Here is a 15825-nt window from a genome sequence, read left to right as displayed (position 1 = left end):
TAAGTTTTTGAACTAATCTCGCGCGACAACTGTCGCGCGCGTAGCCCTTTGCGTTCTTTGCGCCCTTGCGGTTTTACGCTTTTCAGGGTAGATTAAACCGCTTTCGCGGTTATTTCCTCCGCGTCCTCCGCGGCTGTCCCATTTTCCCTTTTCCTTTCTCCTCTTTCCCCTTTTTACTTTCTCCCTCAGCCAGGCGCTGCCTGAGTTCCATGAGCATGTCGCGCAACTCGGCCGCCCGCTCGAACTCGAGGTTTTTCGCCGCCTGCCGCATCTCCTTCTCCAGGTTGGCGGCGAGGTCCAGCATCTCGGTCCGGGTCATGCCGGCCAGGCGGTCGGCTTTATATTCTACCGGTGTTTCGGCTACTTTCGTCGTTTCAATAAGTTCCTTGACCCGTTTGCGCACCGTCTGGGGCGTGATGCCGTGCGCCTCGTTATAGGCCTGTTGGATGGCGCGGCGGCGGTTGGTCTCGTCAATGGCCCGCCGCATCGAATCGGTAATGGTATCGGCATACATGATGACCTTGCCGTGGACGTTGCGCGCCGCCCGGCCGATAGTCTGGATCAGCGAGGTCTCGGAGCGCAGAAAGCCCTCCTTGTCCGCATCGAGGATGGCGACCAGCGACACCTCGGGCAAGTCGAGCCCTTCCCGCAGCAAATTGATGCCGACCAGCACGTCAAACGCGCCGGCCCGCAGGTCGCGAATAATCTCGGCCCGCTCAATGGTGGCGATTTCCGAATGGAGGTAGCGCACCCGCACCCCCATCTCGCGCAAAAACTCAGTCAAGTCCTCGGCCATCTTCTTGGTCAGCGTCGTCACCAGCACCCGTTCGTTGGCGGCGGCGCGGGCCTTGATTTCGCCCAACAGGTCATCCATCTGCCCCTTGATCGGACGTACCTCCACTTCCGGGTCGACCAGGCCGGTCGGCCGGATAATCTGCTGCACCACCCGCGTACTTGTCTTTAGTTCGTAAGGGCCGGGCGTGGCCGACACATAAATAACCTGATTGATGCGCTGCACGAACTCGTCAAACGTCAGCGGCCGGTTGTCATAGGCCGACGGCAGGCGGAAACCGTGCTCGACCAGCATGTCCTTGCGCGACTTGTCGCCGTTGTACATGGCCCGCACCTGCGGCAGCGTCACATGCGATTCGTCAATCACCAGCAGGAAATCGTCGGGGAAATAGTCGAGCAGCGTATAGGGCGCCTCGCCCGGTTTACGGCCGGTAATATGGCGCGAATAGTTCTCGATGCCCGAGCAGTACCCCATCTCCAGCATCATTTCCATATCGTAGCGGGTACGCTGCTCCAGCCGCTGGGCTTCGAGCAGCTTGCCGGCGGCGCGCAGCTCGGCCAGCCGTTCCTCCAGTTCCCGCTCAATGTCGGCGATGGCCCGCAGCATGTTCTCCCGGGTGGTGACATAGTGGGACGCCGGATAGATGGCGATATGCTTGCGCTCGGCCAAAATCTCGCCCGTCAGGGTATCAATTTCCAGAATGCGCTCCACTTCGTCGCCGAACAGTTCGACCCGCACGGCCTGCTCGCCGTAGGCGGCCGGAAAAATCTCGATGACATCGCCGCGGACGCGGAATTTGCCACGGGTAAAGTTGACGTCGTTGCGCTCGTACTGAATCTCGACCAATTTGCGCAGGATTTCGTCGCGGGCGCGGACCTGGCCCTGCCGCAGCGACAGCACCAGGCCGCGGTATTCGTCCGGCGAGCCTAAGCCGTAAATGCACGACACGCTGGCGACAATGATGACGTCGCGCCGTTCAAACAGGGCGCTGGTCGCCGAGTGGCGCAGTTTATCGATCTCGTCGTTGATCGACGCGTCTTTTTCAATGTATGTGTCAGTCTGGGGAATGTAGGCCTCCGGCTGGTAGTAGTCGTAGTAGCTGACAAAATATTCGACGGCGTTATGGGGAAAAAACTCTTTGAACTCGCTGGCCAGCTGGGCGGCCAGCGTCTTGTTGTGGGCGATGACCAGCGTCGGTTTCTGCACTTTTTCGATGGTTTTGGCAATCGTGAACGTCTTGCCGGTACCGGTCGCGCCCAGCAGGACCTGGGCCCGTTCGCCCCGGCGGATGCCCTCGGCCAGCGCTTCGATGGCCTGGGGCTGGTCGCCGGTCGGCGCGAACGGCGCCACGACCTGAAAGGGGATGCCCCCTTCCTGATAAATTGTCCGCAGTTTCGGCACAGTTGCCATGCTATCACATCCACAATTGATAATAATTATCCGCTAGAAACTATTATAGCATAGCCGCGAAAAAATTTACAGGCATCCGCCGGTGCCGACATATCACCGGCCCAGCTTGCGTTTCAGCCATTCCCACAGGCCGTAGCGGCCGCCAGTCATAACCACATACTGTTGTTCATAGCCTTCGGGAACGAGGATGACGCCCAGGCGACGCTCGCCGGGGACAAAGCGGGTCAGGCGGCGCACCGTCCGGCCGTCGCGGTAAAACTCCAGCTCAAATTCAGCGGGCGCAGCATTAATTGCATAGGCCAGCTCATAGCCGCTGTTCACCGGCAGCCCGGCCAGGGACAGGAGAATATCGCCGGGGCGCAGACCGATTTTGCGGGCCGGCGTGTCCGGGACGGTATCAAGCACCATTACGCCGTACTGGGGCGGCACATAGCGCGGCCGGCCGCTCAGTTCGCGGCGGTTGTCAAGCTGAATTAGCAGCTCGTGGCCGGCCGGCGAGGCAATGGCGGCAACCGGTTGCAGCCAGGCGAACTTGGCCGATAGAATGGCCAGCGCCAGCAAGCTGACGCTGTAGAGCGCAAGGTGGAAAGCCGACTGGCGGCGCCGCTTGGCCGGCGGATTGGCTACGGCCACGTCGGCGTAGCCGAGGGCCGCCACCACCGGCATCATGGCATAAACCCAGCGGTGCCCCTCCGGCGCCTCCACGCCAAGGGGAAGGAGCGGCCACCAGTCCGGCATCTTAATAACTCCCCCCGGCAGGTCGCCGCCGGGTATGGCGACCGCGGCCAGCAGCACCAGCGGCAGCGGCCAGAAATTCTGCAGGTTGAACGCCCCCACCAGCTGCCCGTCGTCACGGCGGATGATGAGGGGAACGGCACTGTAGCGGCTGCTGATAAAAATAAGGACGCTTTCGGTAATATGCAAAACGGCCACCAAGGCCAGCACCTGCGGCACATTCACCTGGGGCCAGCCGAAGACAACGTTGGCCAGCGCCACCAGGCCGCCGGCATAGGCGAAGCACAAAAACCGCATGTTAATCATCGCCAGGGCAATGGCCAGCGGCCAAATATAACTCAGCCCCAACCGGTTGAGCGTCACCCCGACCAGGGTAAGCAAAAAACTGCCCAGCACTCCGCCGACGGCGCCGTACACGGCCGCCAGCACAATCTGCTGCCGCAGCGGGTAGCCGTAGACGCCGAACAGCCGCAGTTGGGTGCGCTGCAGCTGCCAGTATTGGAAGCCTACCATCGCTAAAACCAGCCAAAACATGGGTTCAAACAAAACGCTGATCGTCCCGCGCACAATCAAAAGTACAATGTCCTGCCACGGAAACACGGCCAAGCCCCCTCTCAGGTTACACTACCATTATTATAAAACACCAGCCCCGGGAATGATACTGACCGGCAGCAACAATAGCAAAAAGCGGCGGAACCAATACCCGCCGCTGCCTGTTTACAGCTTGCTCTTCAAAATCTCAATCGCTTTTTCCAGTTGAATGTCCTTTTGGCCCGGCTGCCGCGGCTCCGGCAATTCCACCTTCACGTCCGGTTCAATGCCCACGCCGTTGATCGACCGCCCACTTGGCGTCAGATATTTGGCGATGGTCAGCTTGATGGCGGTGCCGTTATCCAGCCGCATAATGGTCTGGACCGAGCCTTTGCCATAGGTTTTCGTGCCGACCAGGGTACCGGCCCCGGTGTCCTGAATGGCGCCGGCCACGATTTCGGACGCGCTGGCGCTGCCGCCGTTAACCAGAACGACGACCGGATACTTCACGGCCTCAAGGGTGGACGAGTGGGTTTCCTGCCGCCCGTCGCGCGTCACCACCGAAACTACCGGACCCTTGGGCACAAACTTGTTGGCCACCTTGACGCTTTCTTCCAATAATCCTCCCGGGTTGTCGCGCAGGTCCAAAATAACGGCTTTCATGCCTTCCTTTTCTAGTTCCTGGTACTTACGGTTTAAATCGGCGCCCGTATTTTCGTTAAACATCGAAATCCGGATGTAACCAATCTTGTCTGGCAGCATCTTGCCCGCCACGGTGCGGATCTGGATGTTCGAGCGGGTCAGGGTGTAGTCTTTCACTTCTTGGGTAGCCGGCCGCCGGATGGTCAGGGTCACTTGGCTGCCTTCCGGGCCGCGGATTTTGTTGACCGCTTCGTCGAGTGCCAGATCCTTGGTTTCCTGGCCATCAATTTTGAGGATTTGGTCGCCACTCTTGATCCCGGCCTTGTCGCCCGGCGTGCCCTCGATCGGCGACACCACCGTCAGCACCTTGTCCTTCACCCCGATCACAATGCCGACGCCGCCGAAAGACCCTTCGGTTTCAATCATAAACTCCTTGTACATCTTGGCGTCCAGGTAAACGGAGTGCGGGTCGCCCAGCGAATTAACCATGCCCTTGATGGCCCCGGACATGAGGGTGTCCATCGGCACTTCTTCAATATAGCGCGACCTGACGATTTGCAAGGCCCGGAAGAATTTCAGCGTACTGACCACGTCGGCTGAGCCTGCGTTGAGCAGGTAGAGAAAGCCGCCCGCGGTTAAAACAAAGGTGGCCACCACGAGCAGGATGGCCCCAACAAGTAACTTGCGCCGATTCGGCAAAACACACACCACCTATTTGATTGCTCGCAAGCCCAATTACCTTTAACTATATGCAGTCACAAGGCAAGATATGCAATAGTGAGTATTGGAACCACAAAGGCCGCAAAGAACGCGAAGGGCTACGCGCGCGACAGTTGTCGCGCAAAATTAATTCAAAAACTTACTCCTCATGCTTTGTCATGCCTGTTTTTTATTCGCATGATTATCTCCGTGGTTATACTTCAATGCTTTCATGGCAAATAGCCCAGCGGATTGACCGGTGAACCGTTTTGGCGCACTTCGAAATGCAAATGCGGCCCGGTGGAGTAACCGGTCGAGCCCACGCGGGCTATAGTCTGCCCTTTGCGTACCCGCTGGCCCTCGCCGACCAAGAGTTCCGAGTTGTGACCATAAAGGGTGGAAATACCGCCGCCATGATCGATAATGACCGTTTTGCCATACCCGCCCATCCAGTCGGCATATACGACGACGCCGCCGTCAGCCGCCGCTACCGGGTCGCCGTAATCGGCGCCGATGTCGATGCCGCTGTGGAACCGCGCGGTGCCGAAAATCGGATGGGTGCGCCAGCCGAACGGCGAAGTGATCGGCCCGGCCGCCGGCCAGAGCATCGCGCCCGTGCTCTCGGCGGCGCGGCCGCCGGTCTGGTTGCGGCGCAGCATTTCTTCGATGCGTTTCGACGTTTCTAGCAGTTCCTGGTAAGCACGTTCCGCCGTGTCGCGCTCATAGACGGCGGCGTTCAGCACATTCTCCCGTTCGGCCTTACGGGCTTCGATCGCTTGCTTTTTGGCGGCCGCCGCTTTTTTCAGTTCCAAAATCGCCGCCCGGTCGCGTTCCAGTTCGGCTTTTTTCTGCAGCACCAGTTCCCGCTCGGCCTTGACTTGGGCAATGAGGGCCACGTCCTGGCTGAGCACCCGTTTGAGGAGGTCCATGCGGGTGGTAAAGTCCGCAAAATCGTTGGCGCCGAGCAGGACGTCCAGATAGCTGATCTGGCCGTTTTTATAGATGTCACGGATGCGTTTGTTAAGGATTTGGCTGCGCTCGGCCAACCTTTTTTCCGCCTTGGCCAAAATCGCCTGGTTGAGTTCGATCTGCTTCTCGGTCGCGTCCAGTTGGGCCTGAATGGCGTTATACTCGCTCAGGGCCGTGTCCAGTTCGCTCTGGATCAGCCGGAGCTGCTCGGATACGCTGTCCACCTGACGCTGGGCCCGGGCGGCTTTGTTCTGCTGCACCTGCATCTGACGCTGCAGGTCCTGCAGCTCGAGCTCCATTTCATTGGCCAGCGCCGGCCCGACCGCGGTCAGCAGCATGACGACCGCCACGACGACGGCCAGGCCGCGTCTGATTTTGTCCATTGTTCTCCCTCCCATAACCACGCTTACACCTTCATAAACCGCTTGAGCGAGATGGTGCTGCCCAAAGCCCCGATCGTCGTCCCTAGCACCAGCAGAACGATGCTGAGGTTGGTCAGGAACGGCCGTTTGGGAATAAGGGGCAGGAAGGCCAGCGACTCATAGACCTGCTCAGTGAGCACGGCATAGGTCTCATTAAGCAGCACCACGGCGATGAGCGCCCCGCCGAAGCCCAAGATCATGCCTTCGATAAGAAAGGGCCAGCGGATAAACCAGTCGGTGGCGCCCACATATTTCATGATCCCGATTTCCTTGCGGCGGGCAAAGACGGTGATGCGAATGGTGTTGGCGATGATAAACAGTGCGGCCAGCGCCAGGAAAATAATAATTACCACCCCGAAAATCCGCACCATGCGGGTCAGGTGAAAGAGACGGTCCACCACTTCCTGGCCAAAGCGGGCATTTTCCACGCCTTTAATCTTTTCTGCCGCCTGGGCCACCGGTTTGACGTTTTCGGGCTTGTCCACCTTGATTTCATACGAGTTGGGCAGCGGGTTGGTATCACCCAGGGCGGTCAGCAGCCCTTGCTGCTCGCCCAGCCGCTGCTTAAAGCGGGCCAGGGCTTCGTCCTTGCTGACAAAGGTAACCTGGATCACGCCCGGCAGCTTGGTAATCTGCTCGCCGATCGCCCGCATTTCCTGTGCGGTGAGGTTGTCCTGCAGGTACACCGAAATCTGCACCTGCGATTCCAAGGCCGACGCCATATGATTAAGGTTAAGCACCATCACTAAAAACAGGCCGAGGATAAGTAGCGACAACGCCACGGTGCTGACCGAGGCCACGCTCATAAGGCTGTTATGGCGGAGGGAGGAAAAGGCCTCGCGGATAAAATACTCCAACGTCCTAATCTTCATAGCCGTAAACCCCCCTTGCCTGGTCCCGGACGATGCGGCCTTTTTCGATCGCGATAACCCGCTTGCGCATGGCGTCCACCATGGGCTGGTCATGGGTGACCATGACGATGGTCGTGCCGTCCTTGTTGATGCGGTCGAAAATCTTCATGATTTCCCACGACGTGTCCGGGTCGAGGTTGCCGGTCGGCTCGTCGGCGATGACCACCAACGGGTTGTTGACAATGGCGCGGGCGATGGCCACGCGCTGCTGCTCGCCGCCGCTGAGATGGGCGGGATAGGCCCTGGCTTTGGCCCGCAGGCCTACCAGGTCGAGCACGGCATATACCCGTTTTTGAATTTCCCGGCGCGGCGCCTCGATGACCTCCATGGCGAACGCGACGTTCTCATAGACCGTCTTGTTGGGCAGCAGGCGAAAATCCTGAAAAACGATGCCCAGGCTGCGCCGCAGGTACGGTACCTCGGACGGCCGCATTTGGCCCACGTTCCAGCCGTTGACCACCAGGTGGCCGCTGGTCGGCAATTCTTCGCGAAACAACAGTTTTATAAAGGTAGATTTGCCGGCGCCGCTCGGCCCGACGATAAACACGAATTCGCCTTTGTCAATATGCACGGAAATGTTGGAGAGGGCGACAGAACCGTTGCTGTAGATTTTGGTAACGTCGGTCATCTGGATCAAGCGTAACCACTCCCCTCTTATCAGCTAAAGGCAATCTCATACCTCATACCTCATACCTCATACCTCATACCTCATACCTCATACCTCATACCTCATACCTCATACTCCACTTTCCCCGACAAAACGCTAAAATTTGCCGCAGTAGAATTCAATTCGACGTTTTGTCAAAAAAACCTTCTTATTTTGTCTTTTGCAAACATTGGCAGCGCGTTTAATGCAGCGCTTCGACAAGCTGCCAGGTCATGAGCCCCAGGACGGTAAGCAGGCCGAAATACCACCACGCCACCGTCAGCCGTTGCCGCACCGTGAGGGCATAATACTCGGGACTTACGTCCCCTTTGTCGTCCAGCCACAACCGGACCAGGGAAAACAGAAAGACGACAAAGATAAAAAAATTACCGGTTAAGACCGCCAGCACCCCGAGGGCGGCGCTCCCCGCCCACCACATATACGGCGAGATGGCGGCGGCGATGCGCCCGCCATCCAGCGGCGCGCAGGGGATGAGGTTAAACAGGTTGAGCAGACTGGCCGTGTAGGCCAGGACCAGCATGAAGGTACTGTCGGTCCACAGATAAAAGATCAGGCACACCAGGGCGCTCAGCGTTCCCAGCGCCGGGCCGCCGATGGCGATATTGGCCTCCATCTTGGCGCTCTGCGGCGGCTTGTTGAGGCTTATCACCGCGCCGACGAACGGCACGAACATGGGGCCGCCTGTCCGTAGGCCCACGACCCGCGAGGCGATGATATGGCCTAATTCATGGACAAGCAGCAGAACGACAAACCCCACCGCAAATTTCAGGCCGAAAGCGTAGGCGTACACGGCCAGCGACACCAGGATGGAAACGGCAATGGCCGCCGCCGGCCCCAGGCTCGTCACGGCCGCCAGGCCGGCCGCGCAAACAAATATTCGCCGGATGACTTTTTTCCCGAGCGCAATGACGTGCCATAATTTTATGTCAATCCCCTCCTTCCAACTAAAGCGCTGGCGCGCCTTTTTAACAGAACCGCAAAGGCCGCTAAGACCACAAAGGGTATACCGGGCGCGACGCATGTCGCGCCAAAAAAGAAAAATCCTTTGCGCACCTTCGCGCTCTTTGCGAACTACCCTGAAAAGCGTAAAACCGCAAAGGCCGCGAAGAACGCAAAGGGCTACGCGCGCGACAGTTGTCGCGCGAGATTAGTTCATAAACTTACTTTTCATGCTTTGTGGTGCCAATTTATTGGCATGTTCATCTTTGCGCTTAAAATCACGTTTAAATTTTTTATTAATGGGAAAGAATATAGGTGAATGGACTTTTTCCGGAGGAACCAGCATGAACACCATTGACATCATTGGGCAAATTGCCGACCTGAAAACCGTCGATTACCGCAATACCCTGGCCATCTCGGTCCTTATCGAGCTTTTGGTGGAAAAAGGCCTGTTTACCCGCCAGGAGTTCGCGGCCAAAGCCGCCGAACTGGAACAGACCTCGCTGGCCGAAATTATCCTCAAGCGGCGGCTGCGCTAAGGCAAAAATCCCGGTGAGCAAGAGCTCACCGGGATTTTTACGTGTTAAAACTCAGGCTCAATCAAGCCATAGTTGCCGTCTTTGCGGCGGTAGATGACATTGACTTGTTCCGTTTCGGCGTTCATAAACACATAGAAGTCGTGGTTGATAAGGTTCATCTGCATGATGGCCTCTTCCACATCCATGGGCTTGACCGGGAACCGCTTGGTTTTGACGATCCGGAAATCTTCGCTTTCCCCGCCATTACCGGCGACCAGGTCGGTCTTGAAGGTGCCGGCCCGCAGTTTGCGGGCAATCTTGGTCTTATATTTTTCAATCTGTTTTTCCAGTTTTTCGATTACCAGGTCGATTGAGGCGTACATATCGGCAGTGGCTTCCTCACCCCGCAGCAGCATGCCGTTGACCGGCACCGTCACCTCCACAATATGACGGCCTTTTTCCACGGTGAGGATTACAGTAATTTCGCCGAGAGCTTCAAAATACTTCGTGATTTTGCCAACCCGTTTCGTTACATAGTCCTTTAGCGCAGGTGTAACGTCGATATTCTTGCCCCGAACGATAATTGCCATAGTACCCCATCCCCTTTCGAGAGTTCTATTTAGTATTATTCCCCATGAATTAAAAAATTCCTGTCAAAAAATTCATTAAAAATTGTAAATAGTTGTCGAATTTTGCGTCTTTTTAATAAAACCGCCAAGATTATCATGCCAACAGTTGGCACCACAAAAGTATGCAATTAACCACGGAGATATACATGCCAATAAATTGGCACCACAAATAATGAAAACCGATAATTAACCAAGGAGAACGCGTAGCCCTTTGCGTTCTTTGCGTCCTTTGTGGTTAAAATAATCTACCCCCAAACATAAAACCCGGCAGTTACGCCGGGTTAGTTAACTTTTTATAGTTTTACCACGTTAGCAGCCTGCGGTCCGCGCGTGCCTTCCACGATGTCGAACTCCACCGTTTGCCCTTCGGTCAGCGATTTGAAGCCTTGTTCCTGAATGGCCGAGAAGTGGACGAAAACGTCACCGCCGTCTTCCCGCTCAATGAACCCGTAGCCTTTCTCCGCGCTGAACCATTTAACTTTGCCGATCATGAAAATTCCTCCTAAAACAAGTTGCTCAGGCCACTAACAATGACCATAACCCAACTATAGCACACCTGGCAGGACCTGTCAATGAAAGGCGGTTATAGAATCTTGGAAAGAAAGCTGCGAGTCCGCTCCTCTTTGGCGTTGGTAAAGAGTTCTTCCGGGGCGCCTTCTTCGATAATGCGGCCTTCGTCCATGAAAATGACCCGGTCGCCCACCTCGCGGGCAAAGCCCATCTCATGGGTCACTACCACCATGGTCATCCCTTCGTTGGCCAGCGTCTTCATAACATCCAGCACCTCTTTAATCATTTCCGGGTCGAGGGCAGAGGTAGGCTCGTCGAACAGCATGACCTTGGGCCGCATCGCCAGGGCGCGGGCAATGGCCACCCGCTGCTGCTGACCGCCGGACAGCTGTTCGGGGTAGGCGTGGGCTTTGTCCGCCAGCCCGACTTTGGCTAAGAGGTCCAGCGCGATTTTTTCCGCCTCCGCCTTAGCCATTTTCCGCACGACGGTGGGCGCGAGCGTAATGTTGTCCAGCACCGTCATATGGGGAAAGAGGTTAAAGCGCTGGAACACCATCCCTACTTCTTCCCGCACCTTATTGATATTAACCTCGCCGGTGAGGGGGATGCCGTCGACGATGATTTCGCCTTCGGTGGGCTGCTCGAGATAGTTGATGCAGCGCAGCAGCGTGCTCTTGCCGGAGCCGCTGGGGCCGATGATTACGACCACCTCCTGCTCATTGACATGGAGGTTAACCCCCTTGAGCACATGGAGGGCGCCGAACTTTTTATGAACGTTCTTAATGCTTATCATCGATTTTGTACCTCCGCTCCAGATAATCTACCAGGCGGGAAATGGTCAGTGTCATGACGAGGTAGATGAAAGCGACGGTCAGCCAGATTTCAAACGAGCCGTACGTCCGGGCGATGATTAACTGGCCGCGGCGGGTAAGTTCCTCAAAGCCGATGACCGATACCAGCGACGAGTCTTTGAGCATAGCAATAAACTCGTTACCAAGCGGGGGGATGATCCGCTTAAATGCCTGGGGCAAAATGATGTAGCGCATGGTCTGGGCCCAGCTCATGCCCAGCGAGCGGCCTGCTTCCATTTGCCCTTTATCGATCGACTGGATGCCGGCCCGGAAAATTTCCGCCACATAGGCGCCGCTGTTGATGCCGCAGGCGGTAATGGCGGCGATGAACGGGTCAATCCGCTTGCCGATGACAATGGGAATGGCAAAGTAAATGATAAAAATCTGTACCAACAGCGGTGTGCCGCGCAAAAAATCCACATAGACGGTAGCGGCCGCCCGCAGCAGCCAGACTTTCGACAGGCGGGCCATACCGACAAACATGCCGATTAACAGGCCGATGCCGACGCTGATGGCCGTGATCTGGACGGTAATGCCGGCGCCCGCCAAGAGCAGCGGGAACGAGCGGACAACTAAATCAAAGTCAAAATTCATTTTCCCCTCACCCTTATATTAAATAGGCTATTTATGCAGATGAATGCATATTCTTGCACATAAAGATTATATGCCCCGCCCCCTGTCCTGTCAATGAAATTTTCTGGAGGGGAAAAACATAAAAACCGCAAAGATAATCATGCCAATAAATTGGCACCACAAGCGATGAAAAGTAAGTTTTTGAACTAATCTCGCGCGACAACTGTCGCGCACGTAGCCCTTTGCGTTCTTCGCGGCCTTTGCGGTTTTACGCTTTTCAGGGTAGAGCGCAAAAGACGCAAAGGGTATAACGGGCGCGACGCATGTCGCGCCAAAAAAATACTTTGCAGAGCTTTGCGTTCTTCGTGTATTTCGCGGTTAAATTTTTAATATAGAAATAACGAACGCGGCCCATGACAGGCCGCGCCCTGGCGTACGTCTAACGACGCTAAATTATTTTTTCGTTTGGCCAAACCACTTCTGGTAAATCTTGTCGTATTCGCCGTTTTTCTTGAGTTCGTCAAGGGCCTGGTTGATTTTGTTGGCCAATTCAGTGTTTTTCTTGGCCGTGGCGATGCCATATTCTTCGGCCTGGAGAATGTCGCCCACCGTCTTGGCGTCTTTGGCGCCGCCCTGGGCGAGATAGTAGTCGTTCACCGGCTTGTCGTTGACAACGGCGTCAACCCCGCCGGCCTTGAGCTCCATGTACGCTTCGGAAGCGCTGTTGAACTCGCGCACTTTGGCGTCCTTAATCTTCTTGGCTTCTTCCGCACCGGTCGTACCGATCTGCACGGCAATCCGCTTGCCTTCCAGGTCTTTGAACGACTTGATGGTGTTGTTGTCCGCCTTGACCACGATGGTCAGGCCGGATTTATAGTACGGTTTGGAGAAGTTGACCTTTTTCGCCCGCTCGTCGGTAATCGTCATGGCCGACGCAATGACGTCAATCTGCCCGGCTTCCAGGGCCGGAATAAGGGCGTCGAAACCCATGCTGGCAATCTGCACTTCATAGCCCAGCTGCTTGCCGATAGCCTTCATCAGGTCGACGTCGAAGCCGGTATATTCCTTGGTCTTTTCATCTTGAAACTCAAACGGCGGGAAAGTAGTCTCGGCGCCGACTTTGAGCACCTTCGGCGCGGCGGCCTGGTTTTGCCCCTGCTGTTTTTGCTGGCCACAGCCGGCCAGGCCAAGCGTCAGCGCGAAAAGGGCCAGGACAATGAATGTAATGATTTTTTTGGACACGTGGCTAAGCCCCCTTGTTTTGGAATTTGCACCATATACAATTATACCCGGTTTGGCCTAAAGGACAAGAATATTTTTTCACAATTTCCCGACACCATCTCCGAATAATAAAACCGCAAAGATAATCATGCCAATAATTGGCACCACAAGCGATGAAAAGTAAGTTTTTGAACTAATCTCGCGCGACAACTGTCGCGCGCGTAGCCCTTTGCGTTCTTCGCGGCCTTTGCGGTTTTACGTTTTTCAGTTGCGTTCTTCGTGTACTTCGCGGTTAAAAAATATACTTCCCAATATAGCGGAAAACGCGCGGCTGCCCGCGCGTTTTTTGCTTACCCTATGGCTTTTTGCCAAACCATTTCACATAAATTTTCTCATACTCGCCGCTCTTGATCACTTCGTCCAACGCTTTGTCAATTTTTTGCGCCAGCTCGGTGTTCTTCTTGGCGGTGGCAATGCCGTAATCCTCCGATTTCAGCAGGTCGCCCACCGTCTTGGCGTCTTTGGCGCCACCCTGGGACAGGTAGTAGTCGTTCACCGGCTTGTCATTGATTACGGCGTCGACGCCGCCGGCTTTCAGTTCCATGAAGGCCTCAGGCGCATTATTGAACTCGCGGATGACGGCGTCCTTAATTTTCTTGGCTTCCATCGCGCCGGTGGTGCCGATCTGGACGGCGATCTTCTTGCCTTCCAGGTCTTTGAACGACTTGATGGTGTTGTTGTCCGCCTTGACGAGGATGGTCAGACCGGACTTGTAATACGGTTTGGAGAAATTGACTTTTTTCGCCCGCTCCTCGGTAATCGTCATGCCGGCGATGGCGATATCGATCTGGCCGGCCTCCAGCGCGGGAATAAGGCCGTCAAAGCCCATGCTCTGGATCTGCACTTCCGCCCCCATCTGCTTGGCAATGGCCTTGATGAGGTCGATGTCAAAACCAACATATTCTTTTGTTTTCTCGTCCTGGAACTCAAAAGGAGCAAACGCGGCATCAGTGCCGACTTTGAGAACCTTCGGCTTGGCCGGTTGGGCCGCCTGTTGGCTGCCGCAGCCCGCCAGCCCCAGGGACAGCACAAAAATTCCCAATACAATGAGCGCAACCAGTTTCTTGGACATGTAATTTACCTCCCCCGATTAACCATTTCGTTTATGTTTATAATTATACAGTTACTCTGCATAAATAGTCAAGGAGAAAATTTATAAACCTACAAAGCGCGACTGCTGTTACACTCGTAACCCTTTGCGTCCTTCGCGGCCTTTGTGGTTAAAATCCCCCTCATGCCTCATACCTCATGCCTCATACTTCATACTTCATACCTCATACTTCATTAAAAAACAAAAAGCCCGGATCGAAATCCGGGCGCTCTTTCCGTCAGCACCTATTGTCTTCTGGAATTAAAGCAGTCACGGCAATAAACGGGGCGGTCATTACGCGGTTTGAACGGGACTTGCGTTGTCACGCCGCACTGGGCGCACACGACTTCGTGCATTTCCCGCTGCGGTGCAGCCTCGCCGCCTTCGCGCTGACGCCGTTTGGCCTCGCGGCAGCTGCGGCACCGGGCCGGTTCGTTTTCGAACCCTTTCTCCGCATAAAATTCTTGTTCGCCTGCAGTGAAAACGAACTCAGCACCGCAGTCTTTGCACTTGAGTGTTTTGTCCTGGAAAGCCATTAAAGAAATCCCCTCACCTGATTAGATTTAACCCTTGCTTAGCCGACCTGGTCTTTGCCCCCACACCCGCCTGCTGGAAGGTTCGCTACTAGACACTCCGTCCCCTCACTACTACTCCTCTCGGCCGGCAACCAACTGATGACAGCACCCCGTATTATCTACCGTACCATCGGCCACACGGCCGGCAGGACTTACATCTAAGTCGCACCATGATCAGGACGCTTTAACGCCCCTTACGTGGATCGTTTCGCCTGCGACTGGCATCGATTTTCAACCACAGACCTAAGCAAAAGTCTCTACCTTAGATTATAGTTTTGGTGCCAGAAAAATGCAAGAAAAATGTTTCAATGGCACCCGTTACGTCTGACGGTCCATTTGCCTGCCGACGGCCGCCGTGGCGGTGAAACGCTCATAGGCCTTTGTTGCCGCCTGCGCGGTTTTGGCCCTGTTCAAAAAAAGCTGCAGGTGACGGGTGATGCACTGGTTTTCCGCCTGGATTGCCGCGAACAGCTGCCTTCCGGCGGCAGAGCGGGTAAATTCCTTGTCGCCCGCCGCCTCAATTAGCTCCTGCAGCCGCTGGCGCTGCCCGAGCAGTTCGGTAAACAGGTCAAAGTCCTTGCGCGCCAGGCACTTGCCCATTTCCCGGGTGAGAAACAGATAATCCTGCCAGAGCTGGCGCCCGCTCCGCACTACTTCATCCATGGCTAGCGCCCGGCCGCCTGGCCGGCGGCGGCCTGACCGGCCCGGGCCCGCTTCATGGCTTCCACCCAGGTGTCGCGAAATTCCTGCAGCATGCCGCGGGCTTCACTCAGTTCTTCTTTATCCTTTTTAATATTGCCCTGAATCAGGCGGTAGAGAATATAGTCATACAGCTGATACCACGTCTTGGCAATTTCATAGCGCATGTCCAGCGTCGCCATGAGCTCGCGCACAATGTCCTGGGCCCGCAGATTGCTGGCATGGGCCTTAGGGAAATCACGCTGCTCGATCGCCTGAATGCTTTCATCGACGAACTTGATGGCGCCGTTGTACAGCATCAGGGTCAGCTGCTCCGGCGGCGCCGTCATGATCTGCTGCGTTTTATAGGTGTTGACCATGTTCATTGCGTTCATCTATATT

General features: G+C 55.8%; 17 protein-coding genes. 1 reads left to right on the top strand and 16 read right to left on the bottom strand.

From position 1 onward, the window contains the following. Window positions 1-109: 109 nt before the first annotated feature. The 7 genes from uvrB to BLQ99_RS10725 form a co-directional block, all read right to left on the bottom strand. Entirely contained in the window at window positions 110-2203 is a 2094-nt protein-coding gene (gene uvrB, locus BLQ99_RS10755; RefSeq protein WP_093690859.1) for an excinuclease ABC subunit UvrB, read from the bottom strand. Between the two features lie 93 nt (window positions 2204-2296). Further along, the gene (locus tag BLQ99_RS10750) at window positions 2297-3538 is read right to left on the bottom strand and encodes a PDZ domain-containing protein (RefSeq protein WP_093690857.1); all 1242 of its coding nucleotides are present in this window, start codon (window positions 3536-3538) and stop codon (window positions 2297-2299) included. A 117-nt stretch (window positions 3539-3655) separates the two neighbouring features. Then, window positions 3656-4810, bottom strand: coding sequence for a S41 family peptidase (locus BLQ99_RS10745; RefSeq protein WP_093690855.1), 1155 nt, complete (start codon window positions 4808-4810; stop codon window positions 3656-3658). A 230-nt stretch (window positions 4811-5040) separates the two neighbouring features. Next, window positions 5041-6162 (bottom strand): murein hydrolase activator EnvC family protein, encoded by a 1122-nt coding sequence (locus BLQ99_RS10740; protein ID WP_093690853.1) that lies wholly within the window; start codon window positions 6160-6162, stop codon window positions 5041-5043. 23 nt (window positions 6163-6185) lie between these two features. Continuing rightward, window positions 6186-7073, bottom strand: coding sequence for a permease-like cell division protein FtsX (ftsX, locus tag BLQ99_RS10735; RefSeq protein WP_093690851.1), 888 nt, complete (start codon window positions 7071-7073; stop codon window positions 6186-6188). Then, entirely contained in the window at window positions 7063-7749 is a 687-nt protein-coding gene (gene ftsE / locus BLQ99_RS10730) for a cell division ATP-binding protein FtsE (RefSeq protein WP_093690849.1), read from the bottom strand. The genes ftsX and ftsE overlap by 11 nt, the downstream gene beginning before the upstream one ends. Window positions 7750-7960: 211 nt before the next feature. After that, window positions 7961-8800: a site-2 protease family protein gene (locus BLQ99_RS10725; protein ID WP_245690433.1), complete on the bottom strand. Its 840-nt coding sequence runs from the start codon at window positions 8798-8800 to the stop codon at window positions 7961-7963. A gap of 262 nt (window positions 8801-9062) precedes the next feature. Here BLQ99_RS10725 and BLQ99_RS10720 point away from each other — a divergent pair, with 262 nt between their 5' ends. Beyond that, on the top strand, window positions 9063-9257 hold the full coding sequence (locus BLQ99_RS10720; protein WP_093690847.1) for a hypothetical protein: 195 nt from the start codon (window positions 9063-9065) through the stop codon (window positions 9255-9257). A 44-nt stretch (window positions 9258-9301) separates the two neighbouring features. On the opposite strand, the gene hpf is transcribed toward BLQ99_RS10720, so the two are convergent. The 9 genes from hpf to fliS form a co-directional block, all read right to left on the bottom strand. Then, on the bottom strand, window positions 9302-9826 hold the full coding sequence (gene hpf, locus BLQ99_RS10715) for a ribosome hibernation-promoting factor, HPF/YfiA family (protein WP_093690845.1): 525 nt from the start codon (window positions 9824-9826) through the stop codon (window positions 9302-9304). A 332-nt stretch (window positions 9827-10158) separates the two neighbouring features. Then, a complete protein-coding gene (locus BLQ99_RS10710; protein WP_093690843.1) occupies window positions 10159-10356 on the bottom strand; it encodes a cold shock domain-containing protein in 198 nt (65 codons plus the stop codon). A gap of 92 nt (window positions 10357-10448) precedes the next feature. Further along, a complete protein-coding gene (locus BLQ99_RS10705; protein WP_093690841.1) occupies window positions 10449-11168 on the bottom strand; it encodes an amino acid ABC transporter ATP-binding protein in 720 nt (239 codons plus the stop codon). Continuing rightward, the gene (locus BLQ99_RS10700) at window positions 11155-11820 is read right to left on the bottom strand and encodes an amino acid ABC transporter permease (protein ID WP_093690839.1); all 666 of its coding nucleotides are present in this window, start codon (window positions 11818-11820) and stop codon (window positions 11155-11157) included. The genes BLQ99_RS10705 and BLQ99_RS10700 overlap by 14 nt, the downstream gene beginning before the upstream one ends. Before the next feature lie 432 nt (window positions 11821-12252). After that, window positions 12253-13041 (bottom strand): basic amino acid ABC transporter substrate-binding protein, encoded by a 789-nt coding sequence (locus tag BLQ99_RS10695; protein WP_093690837.1) that lies wholly within the window; start codon window positions 13039-13041, stop codon window positions 12253-12255. Between the two features lie 334 nt (window positions 13042-13375). Beyond that, window positions 13376-14152, bottom strand: a complete 777-nt coding sequence (locus BLQ99_RS10690; RefSeq protein ID WP_093690835.1) for a basic amino acid ABC transporter substrate-binding protein — start codon at window positions 14150-14152, stop codon at window positions 13376-13378. A gap of 263 nt (window positions 14153-14415) precedes the next feature. Further along, window positions 14416-14706: a zinc-ribbon domain containing protein gene (locus tag BLQ99_RS10685; RefSeq protein ID WP_093690833.1), complete on the bottom strand. Its 291-nt coding sequence runs from the start codon at window positions 14704-14706 to the stop codon at window positions 14416-14418. 357 nt (window positions 14707-15063) lie between these two features. Continuing rightward, entirely contained in the window at window positions 15064-15408 is a 345-nt protein-coding gene (locus BLQ99_RS10680; protein WP_093690831.1) for a hypothetical protein, read from the bottom strand. Window positions 15409-15410: 2 nt separating this feature from the next. Continuing rightward, complete coding sequence (fliS, locus tag BLQ99_RS10675; protein ID WP_093690829.1) at window positions 15411-15818, bottom strand: flagellar export chaperone FliS; 408 nt, start codon at window positions 15816-15818, stop codon at window positions 15411-15413. Between the last annotated feature and the right edge of the window lie 7 nt (window positions 15819-15825).

Origin of the sequence: Sporolituus thermophilus DSM 23256 (genome assembly GCF_900102435.1) — a bacterium.
Taxonomy (GTDB): Bacteria; Bacillota; Negativicutes; order Sporomusales; family Thermosinaceae; genus Thermosinus; species Thermosinus thermophilus.
The sequence above is the reverse complement of the archived record's forward strand: the minus strand, read 5'-3'. Positions and strand labels throughout refer to the sequence as shown.